The sequence below is a fragment of the Sporosarcina ureae genome, assembly GCF_002082015.1.
Lineage (GTDB): Bacteria > Bacillota > Bacilli > Bacillales_A > Planococcaceae > Sporosarcina > Sporosarcina ureae_A.
The window spans coordinates 2,788,958-2,802,064 of the sequence record NZ_CP015109.1 but is presented as its reverse complement, the minus strand read 5'-3'; the positions used below and the strand labels follow the sequence as shown (position 1 = coordinate 2,802,064).

General features: G+C 41.8%; 13 protein-coding genes. 5 read left to right on the top strand and 8 right to left on the bottom strand.

Going from position 1 to position 13,107, the window contains the following annotated elements; translation table 11 throughout:
• Positions 1-151: 151 nt before the first annotated feature.
• From hemY to hemE, 3 genes are read right to left on the bottom strand one after another with little or no spacing between them, the layout of a single operon-like run.
• A complete protein-coding gene (hemY, locus tag SporoP17a_RS13555) occupies positions 152-1,567 on the bottom strand; it encodes a protoporphyrinogen oxidase (RefSeq protein WP_083035172.1) in 1,416 nt (471 codons plus the stop codon).
• Between the two features lie 28 nt (positions 1,568-1,595).
• Positions 1,596-2,531 carry a ferrochelatase gene (hemH, locus tag SporoP17a_RS13550; protein WP_083035171.1) on the bottom strand — a complete coding sequence of 312 codons (936 nt, stop codon included), beginning with the start codon at positions 2,529-2,531 and terminating at the stop codon, positions 1,596-1,598.
• Positions 2,532-2,555: 24 nt separating this feature from the next.
• Positions 2,556-3,599 carry a uroporphyrinogen decarboxylase gene (gene hemE / locus SporoP17a_RS13545; protein WP_083035170.1) on the bottom strand — a complete coding sequence of 348 codons (1,044 nt, stop codon included), beginning with the start codon at positions 3,597-3,599 and terminating at the stop codon, positions 2,556-2,558.
• A gap of 291 nt (positions 3,600-3,890) precedes the next feature.
• Between hemE and SporoP17a_RS13540 the strand changes: the two genes are divergently transcribed.
• The 3 genes from SporoP17a_RS13540 to SporoP17a_RS13530 all read left to right on the top strand — a co-directional run bounded on the left by SporoP17a_RS13540 (position 3,891) and on the right by SporoP17a_RS13530 (position 6,613).
• Positions 3,891-4,400, top strand: a complete 510-nt coding sequence (locus SporoP17a_RS13540; protein WP_083035169.1) for an antibiotic biosynthesis monooxygenase family protein — start codon at positions 3,891-3,893, stop codon at positions 4,398-4,400.
• A gap of 169 nt (positions 4,401-4,569) precedes the next feature.
• Positions 4,570-5,733: a M20 family metallopeptidase gene (locus SporoP17a_RS13535; RefSeq protein WP_083035168.1), complete on the top strand. Its 1,164-nt coding sequence runs from the start codon at positions 4,570-4,572 to the stop codon at positions 5,731-5,733.
• Between the two features lie 343 nt (positions 5,734-6,076).
• Positions 6,077-6,613 (top strand): competence protein ComK, encoded by a 537-nt coding sequence (locus SporoP17a_RS13530; RefSeq protein WP_083035167.1) that lies wholly within the window; start codon positions 6,077-6,079, stop codon positions 6,611-6,613.
• Here SporoP17a_RS13530 and SporoP17a_RS13525 read toward each other — a convergent pair.
• The 4 genes from SporoP17a_RS13525 to SporoP17a_RS13510 all read right to left on the bottom strand — a co-directional run bounded on the left by SporoP17a_RS13525 (position 6,576) and on the right by SporoP17a_RS13510 (position 9,592).
• The gene (locus SporoP17a_RS13525) at positions 6,576-6,953 is read right to left on the bottom strand and encodes a YhjD family protein (protein ID WP_083035166.1); all 378 of its coding nucleotides are present in this window, start codon (positions 6,951-6,953) and stop codon (positions 6,576-6,578) included. The genes SporoP17a_RS13530 and SporoP17a_RS13525 overlap by 38 nt on opposite strands.
• Positions 6,954-7,108: 155 nt before the next feature.
• Positions 7,109-7,675: a nuclear transport factor 2 family protein gene (locus SporoP17a_RS13520; RefSeq protein ID WP_083035165.1), complete on the bottom strand. Its 567-nt coding sequence runs from the start codon at positions 7,673-7,675 to the stop codon at positions 7,109-7,111.
• A 59-nt stretch (positions 7,676-7,734) separates the two neighbouring features.
• Positions 7,735-8,415, bottom strand: a complete 681-nt coding sequence (locus SporoP17a_RS13515; RefSeq protein ID WP_083035164.1) for a response regulator — start codon at positions 8,413-8,415, stop codon at positions 7,735-7,737.
• A gap of 28 nt (positions 8,416-8,443) precedes the next feature.
• Positions 8,444-9,592 carry a sensor histidine kinase gene (locus tag SporoP17a_RS13510; RefSeq protein ID WP_208859800.1) on the bottom strand — a complete coding sequence of 383 codons (1,149 nt, stop codon included), beginning with the start codon at positions 9,590-9,592 and terminating at the stop codon, positions 8,444-8,446.
• Between the two features lie 150 nt (positions 9,593-9,742).
• Here SporoP17a_RS13510 and SporoP17a_RS13505 point away from each other — a divergent pair, with 150 nt between their 5' ends.
• Together SporoP17a_RS13505 and SporoP17a_RS13500 are read left to right on the top strand one after the other, a co-directional pair.
• Positions 9,743-10,375, top strand: a complete 633-nt coding sequence (locus tag SporoP17a_RS13505; protein WP_083035162.1) for a YigZ family protein — start codon at positions 9,743-9,745, stop codon at positions 10,373-10,375.
• Positions 10,376-10,517: 142 nt separating this feature from the next.
• Positions 10,518-11,549, top strand: a complete 1,032-nt coding sequence (locus SporoP17a_RS13500) for an LCP family protein (RefSeq protein WP_083035161.1) — start codon at positions 10,518-10,520, stop codon at positions 11,547-11,549.
• A 325-nt stretch (positions 11,550-11,874) separates the two neighbouring features.
• Here the strand turns inward: SporoP17a_RS13500 and SporoP17a_RS13495 are convergent, their stop codons facing one another.
• Entirely contained in the window at positions 11,875-12,918 is a 1,044-nt protein-coding gene (locus tag SporoP17a_RS13495; RefSeq protein WP_083035160.1) for a glycosyltransferase family 4 protein, read from the bottom strand.
• Positions 12,919-13,107: the final 189 nt, after the last annotated feature.

The following is a 13,107-nucleotide window of genomic DNA, read 5'->3' as shown; positions in this document are numbered from 1 at the left end:
ATTCGGCGAATATTCCTATATTCGCTTTTTTTTGAGAAAATACATAGATAGAACAACAAGCGCATCGTGCTAGACCCACCGCGCCTACCCGTCCTATTCCCCATACAATATAAAAAATCCGCACAACTATGGTTGTACGGATTTTTCTACGTTATTTAAACAACTTCGCCAATACTTGATCTTTCGCGGCGACTCCTTGATCGATACAGTCAGGCAAACCGACACCCTTATAGGATGCACCAGCTAGCTCGACCATTGGAAACTCCAATTGTACTTCTTCCCGCGCACGTAAAACCTTTTCTTTATGGCCTACACGGTATTGAGGTCGGTCTTCTTTCCAACGTGTAATAATACAGAAATCCGGTTCACCTTCAAGCCCGAGAATTTCTTTCATATCTTTGCGAACGATTTTCTCAATCTCTGCATCTGGTAAGTCAACAATCGCTTCTTCTCCAACACGCCCGACGAATGCACGCACCATCACTTTATCGTCTGGTGTTGTCGTTGGCCATTTACGGTCGACGAGTGTACAGGCGGTGATTGAATGGTTACTATTGCGCGGAACTAAGAAACCTGTTCCATCGATATCGCTCTTCATCGCACTTTTCGGGTAACCTAGTGCAACTGTTGCGACAGATGTCATCGGAATCGTTCCTAGCTCTTTCAACAGACCATGCGGTTCAAATAAACGACTCGCTACTATGTGGCTTGCAGACATAATCACTGCATCTGCGACGATTCGCTGTTGATCATTCAATGTCAGAATGGCACGGTCGTCTTGTTTCGCTATGTGGGTGACACGCGTACCTTTCATCACATCGACATCAGTCAACTGCTCTTCTAATGCTTCGATTAATGAATTCAGACCATTTTTAAATGTATGGAAAGCACCCATTTTCTTCGAACTATGACTATTTTTTTGCGGTAGCTGTTTAGGAGTAGTCTTCCTCATTCCTAAAATTAAGCTTCGATGATTTTTTTCCACTTCATAAAACTGCGGGAAAGTCGATTCCAAGCTCATATGATCGATATCACCGGCATAGACGCCCGACAACAGTGGCTCGATTAGATTTTCCACCACTTCTGTACCAAAGCGTCGACGGAAAAACTTACCTAGCGACTGATCCCCGGTTACTTCAGAACGTGGTAATACGAAGTCACCTGCCGCACGTATTTTACCGCTCAAACTGAATAAACCGGATGCAACGAACGGTTTGATTTCAGTCGGTACACCCATGACAGCACCTGCCGGGATTTTGTGCATCTGACCATGCAACAAAATATAAGCTTGCCCTGTTGCGTTACGCACAAGCTGATCCTCTATCCCCAGGTCAGTCGCTAATTGGTCTACACTTTTTTTACGGATCAAAAAGGAGTCGGGACCGCGTTCGATTACATAGCCGTCTCGACGGACTGTTTGGATTTTTCCACCTAGTTGTGTTGAAGCTTCAATCATGACGATATCTATGGGAAGTCCTTGTTCACGGGCATCTTTTTGCATATAATACGCTGCAGCAAGACCTGTGATGCCGCCGCCGATTATGACAACTTTTTTTCGTTCACTCATGTCCTTTTTCACTCCGATCCACTTGAATTCATTTACTTGCGTGCAATTGATCCATTACCGCATCCGCCATTGCATCAATGAATAAAGGATCGGTGTTCGGCATAGCTGGTCTGTGGTACGCAGCGCCGATATCGTCACATACTACTTTACATTCGTAGTCGTTATCGAACAGAACTTCCAAGTGATCTGACACGAAACCAACTGGTGTGTAAACGAATGATGTATAGCCTTTCGTTTCAAACAGTTCACGTGTGAGATCTTGTACATCGGGACCTAACCAAGGATCAGGCGTTTGCCCTTCACTTTGCCAGCCGAGTGCGTATGTTTTGACGCCTGCCGCATCTGTAATCATTTCTGCTGTTTCTTTCAACTGATCAGCGTATGGATCACCGTTAGCTAGAATCTTTTCCGGTAACGAATGCGCAGATACGATCAAGCATGAATTCTCGCGCTCTGCCTCGTCCATCGCATCATAAGTTTGACGCAATTGGTTTGCCCAGTACTCGATGAATTTCGGTTGCTTGTACCAGCTTTCAACTGAAGTAAGCGTGATTCCGTGCTTGTCCGCTTCTTCTTTCGCGCGACCGTTGTATGATTTAACGGAGAACGTAGAGAAATGTGGTGCCAATACAATAGATGCCGCTTCTGTAATACCATCTTCATGCATTTTTTGTATAGCATCTTCTACGAATGGCGCTATATGCTTCAGACCGACATATACTTTGAATTCAATTTCATCTTGTACTTCATTCAAACGAGCGCCTAATGCGTCCGCTTGATCATCCGTAATCCGTGCAAGTGGTGAAATGCCTCCGATTGCTTCATAGCGATTGCGCAGATCTTCTACTTGTTCCGGAGCCGGTGGACGGCCTCTACGGATATGCGTGTAATACGGTATTAGGTCGTCATAGGAGTTTGGTGTTCCATACGCCATAACGAGTAAACCCATTTTCTTTTTCGTCATCATTTTCACCTCATGGTTGGATTATTACTTTGAACGTAATTCTCTACTATAGTCATGTACGAAAGCTGTTAAGCGTTTCAATGTTGCTGGTTTTACTTGAGGGAATACGCCGTGGCCCAAGTTGAAGATGTGGCTACCGTGCTCTACACCTTGTTCAACAATCAGCTTTGCACGTTCTTCGATGACCGACCAGTCTGCTAATAACATGGATGGATCCAAGTTTCCTTGCAATGGTTTAGTCATGCCGCGTTCGCCAGCTTCTTTAATAGACAAGCGCCAATCCAGTCCGACTACGTCGACTGGTAGGTCATGCCATTCATTCGCCAAGTGGCTTGCGCCGACTCCAAATGTGATCAACGGAATATTTAATTTACGCAGTTCCGAAAAAATACGAGTCATTGTAGGTTTAATGAAGATTCGGTAATCCGATACATTCAATGCGCCTACCCATGAATCAAATATTTGCACAGCTTTAACGCCTGCGTTAACTTGTGCTTGGATATAACTAATCGTCATATCAGCCAATTTATCCATCAATGCGAACCAAGCTTGAGGCTCAGATACCATGAAGGACTTTGTCAGGTTATAACTCTTGGAAGGACCGCCTTCAATCATATAGCTCGCAAGTGTAAACGGTGCGCCTGCGAAACCGATGAGTGGTACATTCAATTGTTCTTGTGTTAGCAGTTTTATTGTATCCAAAACGTAAGGAACTTGCTCTTCTGCTGAAAACTCACCCAAGTTTGCGATGTCTTGTGCAGAACGAATCGGGTTGGAGATCACTGGACCCACGCCTGATTTAATCTTTACGTCTACTCCGATCCCTACAAGTGGTGTCACGATGTCTTTATATAAAATAGCTGCATCTACATCATATTGATCTACAGGAAGCTTGGTTACATACGCACATAATTCAGGTTGATGCGTAATTTCTTCCAAGGAGTATTTCTCTTTGATTTTAAGGTATTCTGGCTGTGAACGTCCTGCTTGACGCATGAACCAAACAGGCGTGTGTTCAATTTCCTCGCCTCTCGCAGCACGTAATAACGTATCATTAAAAGTTGACATATTCTGAGATACCTCTTTCCATATTTTTAATTTCTTTCACGTAACTCATATACGTTCTCATGATAAACCGTTGACAAGTCAATGTATAGCGAATTGCGCCTTTGTCATAATTTTGTGCTAAGGCAACTCACATTTCTGCCACGCTTTAGACAATCCTTCCTAACTTGCTTGCAACAGATGTGTTTGATTCGGAGGAATTATGGGAATTACTATATGTAGAAACATACACTAGTCAAGAGTGTTGTTAATTTAAGTACGGACGATTGTTACTAGCCAAAGGAGGAAATTTATATGAATATTTATATGACGACTGGAACGCTGGGTTTTATGGAGAAGATCAAAGACCAGCACACGGATGAATCCATACTTTTGATGAATGGTGGCGGCAGTACACTGTTGCTACATGAGACGAATGGCAAGAGCGTATTTCAAACACCAAGAAAATTTGAAGTGGTGGGTTCATACGGTAACCTGACAGAACCGGGATTCTTTGCAATGGATAACGTGGCAGTGACGGATGAAGGGAAACCCATTTTTGAACATCAGTACAAGCATTTGGGCGATCAACTGCAAAACATGCCAGGTTTCGTAGCCTTCCGCTTATTGCGTCCTATCGGTTCTGATACGTATACATTGCTGACGGAATGGACGGATCGACGCTTGTATGAGATTTGGTATAACTCTCCCGGTAATCAATTATCGGATAAAACGGTTTTCAAAGATGCCGGTGGTTCGACACAACATATCTTCACAAGTGCTCCTTACACTGCACATTATAAAACACCCACTGAAGAGGTTTGACGTTTCGACGTCAGACCTTCTTTTTTTATGTCGAACGTCGTCTAACTTATCGTTTTTCAGCCTTTCTAATTACGGAAAATTGCAAAATTCGTAGTTTGCGATATGGCGTACCACTTGCTATACTGAACGAGTTGATTGACTTATTTGTCTATTCGAAAGGGGTTTTATAATGAGAGAACGATTATTTCAGAAACTAGAACAATCCTATGACGATATGGTAGAGATTCGCCGTTACTTACATATGAATCCCGAAGTTTCGTTTAAAGAAACGAAAACCGCTGCCTATATCGCTGACTTTTATAAACATCTCGGAGTGGAAGTACGTACTGGAGTAGGCGGTAATGGTGTCGTGGCAAGAGTCAAAGGCGCAAAGCCAGGAAAAACAGTTGCTTTACGAGCAGACTTCGACGCATTACCTATCCAAGATCAAAAAGACACACCCTACACTTCCACAGTACCCGGTGTCATGCATGCATGTGGACACGATGGCCATACCGCCACGCTTCTTCAATTAGCAAAAGCTATGAACGAAATGCGCGAAGAGCTGACGGGCGAATATGTATTTATCCATCAACACGCAGAAGAATTAGCTCCAGGCGGTGCAATTGCGATGATTGAAGACGGCTGTTTAGAAGGAGTCGATGTCATTTTCGGCACGCACTTATGGTCTCTATTCGATTCAGGCGTTATCTATTACGCTTCCGGTCCCATCATGGCTGCAGCGGACCGATTCAATATTACCATTCAAGGTGCTGGCGGCCACGGTGCTTCTCCACATCAAACGAAAGATGCGATCGTAATCGGTTCACAGCTCGTAATGAACTTGCAACAAGTCGTCTCAAGACGTGTGGATCCTATTGAATCAGCTGTACTATCCGTCGGCTCTTTCGTCGCAGAAAATGCCTTCAACGTCATCGCTGACCAAGCCGTTCTAGGAGGAACTGTTCGCACATTCACCCACGACGTACGCAATCTAATGGAACAAGAAATAAAGCGTATAGCGAAAGGCACGGCCTTGGCTCATGATTGCCAAATCACTGTAGACTACTTCCGTGGATACCCAGCAGTGGTCAATCACGAAAAAGAAACGAGCTATTTGAAAACTGTCGCCGAATCTATTCCAAACCTAAAAGGTGTAGAGGAAATGCAACCTCAAATGGGTGGAGAAGACTTCGCCTACTACCTTGAAAAAGTGCCAGGTACTTTCTTCTTTACAGGCGCCATGCCAGCAGATGCCTACCCTCACCATCACCCACGCTTTGACATAGACGAAAAAGCTATGATGGCAGCGGCTAAAACATTGTGTGCTGCGGCTATCGAGTACCAGAACTGAAGATCACAATGCTGAAGAACATTCCTATTCTCTTAGGATGGTCTTCAGCTTTTTAATTTCGCTCTATTGCTGGCAGTGTAAGTGGAGAGTTCATTGTCCCCACTACGGCACCGGTCAATGGCTTCCGTTAAATTAGGTGTAAGGCAGTTCGTATACTCACCTTCCATGCACGAGAAGTTGATAGCATCAAGTTGCTGACTTTCTACTGATCAGAACTACAACCATTCGATAAAACTCAACATATTAATAGAAGATTTACTATTTTCCAACATTACAGTTGATTTTCGCTTTTTCTATACTATAATTAATACGTATATGGTCCTATTAAACAGGAGGGAACAACATGGCGAATCCACATTATCTATCGTCTTATATCGTTACATTCCATACTTTTGCATTACTTCATGGACAACATGCGAACCCATACTATACAAAAGTAGTGGAAAGCGACCGGACATTTATTGTCGAGAAAACACCATTAGAAATTATGAGAGAATCTTGTGCGCATTACCGTTCCAACTTTGAGTCCATTATTAACAGTTCCAAATTGGATTTGAGAAATCGCCCAAAGCCACCGATTATGCTAACCCATTCGAATGATCGGCCGTTATTATTTTTCCCTTTACTGTCCCCTACTTTACATAAAAACTCCTGGGTGGCTTATCATGCAGTAAAAGACGCTGTTCAGCACGAAGATGGTGTAACCGTTATGCTAAAAAACGATACGCAGATGCAACTAGATACGTCGTTAGCTACCGTTTATAGGCAAATGGCATTATCGCATATTTTGTCTCAACGATTTGAAAATGCTCAAGAAGAATTGCGAAGTTCATATTACATGATCATGGAGCCGAAAAGTTCTGATTCGACAATTTCCTAATATACAGATTCAATAATTCTTCCGATCGGTTACGTAAGCGAACATTTAAATAGCGTCGCATATCTTGATAACCATCATGTAAAAATATATATTCCGTAAATAGTTCATCTGTCGAATGACGTATCACTTTCATTTTGTGCTTTTGTAAATACAGAGAAGTTGTTTGTAGATCAGCGGAAACGGTGTTCATTGTCTCGTCTAGCAAATTAAGGTATGGGCTCTTCAATTTAAACGGTACCTTCTCTAACAACTGACGGTCACGTTCCATAATTGTCAACAGCATAGGAAGATAAATATAGTTCTCCAAATAGGGCATTGCCTCTGCGGGGATCAAAGGCATCGAAATCGCCTCCTTATAGAACATGTGTTCCTTCATTGATTATAATTCCTTTAGCGCAGAAAAGCAAGTACTCATAGTATGGCTTTTTTTCGCATAAAAAAACTTCCAGTTGTATTCACTGGAAGTTTTGTCGTTATATCAACATATAATGTCGTTTATTCGTTTCCTGGTTCATCACCAATAAAGTGGATCGAGAACACTTTCCATGCGCCATCTTCTTTATTGAAAACAGTCACTTGGCGGCCTTCAGGCGTATTTTCTACTCCTGTCTCAATATCGGTGAACGTCGTTTTCAATGTAGAAAATAACTGTGCGCTATCCTCTGAATATTTTACGATCGTTTCATGATCTGTTTCACGTTTCATCTTAGTATTTTTAAGCATTTCTTCCGTAGCTTGACGCTCTTCTTCCAAATCATAGCCTTTAGTAGAAAGTGTAGCAAGATACCCTTCTACGTCTTGATTATTTAATGTTTCGATGTAGGTATCAAAAGCAGCTAAAATATCTTCTTTATCCTCTTTGGGTACGTCTGTAGCTTCTTCAACTTTGTCGCCTGACATGCTGAATCCTACTTTATTATCATCTACTCCATGATCGATGGCGCCACTGCCTGGTGCGGGTTCCCCAGTTTCAGGGTTGTTCTGATTCGTTTCATCTGCGTTACCACACGCGCCTAATACGAGCGCTAATGCCATGGACGCGACTGCCAATTTTTTCTTCATATGCCCCTCCTACGTAGAGAAAAAGGCCTTCAACGTGCAAAGACCTTTCTCTTTTTTTATTATTTTACTTCTACCCAACCATTTTTGATTGCTGTCACAACAGCTTGTGTACGGTCATTGACACTCATTTTTTGTAGAATGCTGGAGACGTGGTTTTTCACCGTTTTTTCTGAGATGAAGAGCGTTTCACCGATTGTCCGGTTACTTTGGCCATCTGTTAATAATTGTAGAACTTCACATTCGCGCTTCGTCAATAAATGAAGCGGGCGACGAATGTCGTTCTGCTGGAAGGATCCTTTATGTTCTCTTTCGCTCAAACGACGGAATTCTGTTACCAAATTATGCGTGATTTTTGGATGTAAGTAAGAGCCACCATTCGCTACTACTTTGATCGCTTGAATAATCGCATCTGCATCCATTTCTTTTAGCATATAGCCGAGAGCACCTGTTTTCAAAGCGTGCGTTACGTAAGATTCGTCGTCATGAATGGATAGCATGATGACGCGTGCGTCCGGAAATTCATTAATTAACTGCTCAGTCGCGTCTACACCATTCATGCGTGGCATATTAATATCCATCAGTACTACGTCTGGTTCATACTCTCTGTATAACTCGACTACTTCCACTCCATCGTCGCCTTCTGCTACTACGTTAAATGATTCTTCAAAATCCAAAATCCGTTTAACTCCTTCACGGAATAATTGGTGATCATCTACTATCAATATTTTAGTCGCTTCCATATCCTATTCCTCCCAGTAATTACCTTACTTACAGATCTTCGTCTAATGGAATTTGAAAAAGTATTGAAGTGCCTTCTCCAACTTTAGAAATGACCTTCATTTTCCCTTTCAATAAATCTACACGTTCTTGCATTCCAATTAAACCAAATGATTTCTCTTTTACTTCATTTGTATCAAATCCCAGACCTTGGTCTTTGATTACTATATTAACCGATTCGCGTAACCATTCGATTTTTACCCATATTTCATCAGTTTTCGCATGTTTAATACTGTTATTTACTGATTCTTGAATGAGACGAAAAATACCTACTTCAAAATTGGAAGCAAATCTTTTTTCTGCTCCGTTGCTTTGAAAATGAATGATTAGCGGCGCTTCGTATTCACTAATAGTCAATAAATACTTTCGCAATGTCGGAACTAGCCCTAAATCATCCAAAGCCATAGGTCGCAAATTGTAAATGATACGACGCACTTCAGATAGCGCTCCCCTAACCATTTCTTTTAAGTAAGATAGCTCTTGCATCGCTTCTTCTGGGCCATGCTTAACAAACGTTTTTTCAATTAAACCCGAACGCATCAAAACATTGGCCAGCATTTGTGCAGGTCCATCATGAATATCACGTGATAACCGTTTACGTTCTTCTTCTTGGGCTTGAATGATTTGAACTGCAAAATCTTGTTTTTGGCGAGCCGTTTCTAGTGCTGTACTTACATTTTTCAAATCAGATGTTAAATATGTGATCACAGTGGTTACTTGGTTTACAAGTTGGTCTGCTCTTTCAATTGTAGAGAGCAGCAACTTTAGTCGACGTTCAAGTTCATCCCGTCGTTCACGAAGTTGTTTCTCCTCCATTTTATTGATGGAGGCGCGCACAAGCAAGTCATTTGCTACACTATACGCTTGTTTAACTTCATCTTCACTATACGTTACGAAGTCTTTTGACACAGTAGCAAGACGTTTTCTTGAGTGACGTGACATACCCTCTAAGGAATCGCCTTCTGTTATCACATGAGAAATACTTTCTTTCACTTCTGCTAACTCTTTTTGCATCTCTTCAAAACTTCGGCGGCTTTGTTCGCTAATTAAAAAAATATCGCTTTTTGAACGATCCATTACATTTACCATGTTGCTAAAGATTTTCTCCATTTGTTGAATGTCAATTGCTTTGTCGTTCAAATAACTACCTCCCGCAGCCGTTTTTGTGAAAATTCGCAAAGCGAGCATTATTGCAGTTTAGCCTAAATACTTATACACTTCATATATAGTATATCATTTTAACGATGAATAAGTATTATAAGTATATTACAAATGTAGGGGGTACGACAAATGCGAGCTAATTATAAAACCGTACAACTATACGGAGAGAGTGAATTCGTTATTCAAAAATCCCGCTTTCTGTCATTTGTCAAAAGAGTCGAGACAGAACAAGAGGCGCTGGATTTCATACAGGACATCAAAAAAAACCATCATACTGCTACTCATAATTGTTCCGCCTATATCATAGGAGAACATGACCAGATCCAAAAAGCGAACGATGACGGTGAGCCTTCAGGTACAGCCGGCTTCCCTATGTTGGAAGTGCTTAAAAAGCAACAGCTAAAAGATACCGTGATCGTTGTGACTCGCTATTTTGGCGGCATCAAACTTGGTGGTGGCGGATTAATCCGTGCATATGGCAAAGCAGCTTCTGAAGGCATTGCCGCAACAGGTGTCGTGGAAAGAAAATTACACACACTAGTTAAGACTTCTATCGATTATACATGGCTAGGCAAAGTAGAAAACGAAGTACGGCAGTCCGAATACCCACTAAAAGAGATTGTCTATGAAGAGGACGTTGAACTCTTTTTATATGTTCCTGAAGAGAATCAAGAGATTTTTCAGGAATGGATGATGGAGTTAACGAACGGTCAGGCGATCATTACCATAACTGGACATGAATTCCTAGAGTTCGACATCTAACTATACGTCCAACTAAAAAGCGGGTATAATGGTAGAAGGTGAACTTTATGAGCAGTAGGTCTGATTTCCTTACATTACTGCGAATTTTATGTGAAGATTTGCCACTGACGGTTTTTTCTGCCGTACACCCTGGAGGTATAAAATGAAAAGAGAAGAATATAAGAAAAAGAACGCTTCCAAAACGAAGCGCTTCTTGAAAATAGCATTATTTACGTTCTTCATAGCGGCCCTAGCCATTGCCGGTTATGCTTTCAAATTGCACAATCAAGCGGTGAACGTACTAGATCGTTCTTATGAACCTATTGCTAAACAAGAACCACCAGAAATATATGTAGAACCCGCAAAAGACAAAGTATCGATTTTATTGATTGGCGTAGATGAAAGTGAAATGCGGCAAGAAACAGGAGCAAATGGCAGGTCAGATGCATTGGTACTCGCAACTCTGAACCCTAAAACCAAAAGTATCAAGCTCGTCAGCATCCCTCGTGATTCATATGTGTATATTCCACAGATAAACTATAAAGATAAAATTACACATGCGCATGCCTATGGCGGTACTAAAGCCTCTATTGAAACAGTCGAAGAACTATTCGATATTCCCGTCAACTACTATGTCAAAATGAACTTTAATGCATTCATCGACGTGGTAGACGCACTCGGCGGTGTAGAAGTCGAAGTTCCATATGAACGAATTGAGAAAGATGAAAACGATAAAAATGCAATTCACTTAATGCCAGGCCTCCAACGTCTTGACGGACGCCATGCGTTAGCTTTAGCACGTACTCGTAAACTCGATAATGATATCGAGCGCGGCAAACGTCAGCAAATGATTCTTGAGGCGATGATTAAAGAAGCAACATCCATTACGTCCATTACAAAATACGGAGACGTGATCAATGCGCTTGGTGATAACATGAAGACCGACATGACATCCAAGCAAATGTTGTCGTTCATTCAGTATATAAAAAGCGGACTTCCGGACGTCGATACTATTACGTTGACAGGCTATGACGATATGTCGACAGGTATTTACTATTACAAGCTAGATGAGCAGAAACTAGAAGAAGTAAAGCAGATCTTGAAATCTCATCTAGGAATGATTCCAGACTCTTCCTCTTTAACCGAGCTAGACACGGACCAAACGTCTGCATCCGCACAAACCGATTATCAATAATTCATTCCGAAGCGATGAGGCCTTAACTGGTTTCATCGTTTTTTGTAGATAGAGATAGAAAGGAGTCAATCCGATTAGAGAATGTAATAGTTTCAGTGTACACTGTACTAATTTGGTTAAGTGGATTAAATTCACTAGTAAAAGTCACTTTGACTCCCACTCTATAAATCTCGAATACGACGGCAGTGCAGTTCACTCCTAGAAGATCAGCGCCTATCTAGAACGTCGATCAACAGTACCTCTCCCCTCAGCCATCACTCTATCTTTATACATTTCATCAAAAAAAGCCCTCATCCGCTTCGCAGCAGACAAGGACTCGTTTGATTTATTTACCAATCATGCGTACTAAATTCAACAACGGACGGTAATTTGCTCCTGCCAAACCTATCAATTCGACAAACAGCTCAATCACGATCAACATAACGAAGATCAGAAGCAACGCACCCCATACTGTAGCTTGTGAGAACAATACAGCGGCCGCTCCGAATAAAATCGCAATACCATAAATCGTTAGCACAGCTTGTCTATGCGAGAAACCTACGCGTAATAAACAGTGATGCAAATGCGACTTATCTGCTGCAGTAATAGACTGCTTCATGCGAACTCGTCTAACAATCGCAAAGAATGTGTCTGAAATCGGCACACCTAGCATGATAATCGGAATAACTAGTGATACGACGGCAACGTTCTTAAAGCCGAGCAACGCCAGTACCGAAATCATAAATCCAAGGAAGAGTGATCCGGTGTCGCCCATAAAAATTTTCGCTGGATGGAAGTTGAAAAATAGGAAGCCAAGCGAACTAGCTGCTAATATAGAAGCCGTTGCAGCCACAAAGACATCTCCCATCAAGAGAGCCATTACCGTAATGGCAATAAGCGCAATAGTGGAAACACCTGCTGCCAAACCATCCAATCCGTCAATCAAATTGACGGCGTTCGTGATTCCGATGATCCAAATAATCGTGATCGGAATACTTAAATAGCCAAAGTCAAGCTGTCCTAGAAACGGCAAATTGATGAATTCAATTTGTAATCCGCCCCATAGTACAACGACCAACGCTGCTGCTAGTTGGCCTAACATTTTTGCTTTTGCTGTAATTTCCAGCATATCGTCTAAAAAGCCTATCATGACGATCAGTACTGCACCGATTAAGATGCTGACTGCGTGCTCGTCTTTCGGCAATAATATAGCATATCCAATAATAAATGCTCCGAAAATTGCGAGCCCGCCGATTCTAGGCATGATTCTCGCGTGGACTTTTCGGTAATTGGGGCGGTCAACCGCACCGATCCGATACGCGAATTTGATGACTAGCGGTGTTAGTATAATTGCAGCGATAAAAGCTACAGACATTGCAATGAATAACATGTCTTTCCTCCCCAATTAGCATTACGTACATATCACCTGTTAGTATAACATGATTGTTGCTAGATTTCATCATTTAGTATGTACTATACAACCATTCCCTTACTTGCTGACATGCAAACACTACTAAACACCGCCACGACAAAGATTCGTTCCTCTTTTATTCTGTAAATAATGATCCATCTATTGTTT

Coding starts and splice junctions, on each gene's coding strand:
- SporoP17a_RS13520 (WP_083035165.1), bottom strand. CDS start 7,675: ATGAAGAAAAAATTGGCAGTCGCGTCCATGGCATTAGCGCTCGTATTA.
- SporoP17a_RS13495 (WP_083035160.1), bottom strand. CDS start 12,918: ATGTTATTCATTGCAATGTCTGTAGCTTTTATCGCTGCAATTATACTA.
- hemH (WP_083035171.1), bottom strand. CDS start 2,531: ATGACGAAAAAGAAAATGGGTTTACTCGTTATGGCGTATGGAACACCA.
- hemY (WP_083035172.1), bottom strand. CDS start 1,567: ATGAGTGAACGAAAAAAAGTTGTCATAATCGGCGGCGGCATCACAGGT.
- SporoP17a_RS13500 (WP_083035161.1), top strand. CDS start 10,518: ATGAAAAGAGAAGAATATAAGAAAAAGAACGCTTCCAAAACGAAGCGC.
- SporoP17a_RS13540 (WP_083035169.1), top strand. CDS start 3,891: ATGAATATTTATATGACGACTGGAACGCTGGGTTTTATGGAGAAGATC.
- SporoP17a_RS13525 (WP_083035166.1), bottom strand. CDS start 6,953: ATGCCTTTGATCCCCGCAGAGGCAATGCCCTATTTGGAGAACTATATT.
- hemE (WP_083035170.1), bottom strand. CDS start 3,599: ATGTCAACTTTTAATGATACGTTATTACGTGCTGCGAGAGGCGAGGAA.
- SporoP17a_RS13535 (WP_083035168.1), top strand. CDS start 4,570: ATGAGAGAACGATTATTTCAGAAACTAGAACAATCCTATGACGATATG.
- SporoP17a_RS13505 (WP_083035162.1), top strand. CDS start 9,743: ATGCGAGCTAATTATAAAACCGTACAACTATACGGAGAGAGTGAATTC.
- SporoP17a_RS13530 (WP_083035167.1), top strand. CDS start 6,077: ATGGCGAATCCACATTATCTATCGTCTTATATCGTTACATTCCATACT.
- SporoP17a_RS13515 (WP_083035164.1), bottom strand. CDS start 8,415: ATGGAAGCGACTAAAATATTGATAGTAGATGATCACCAATTATTCCGT.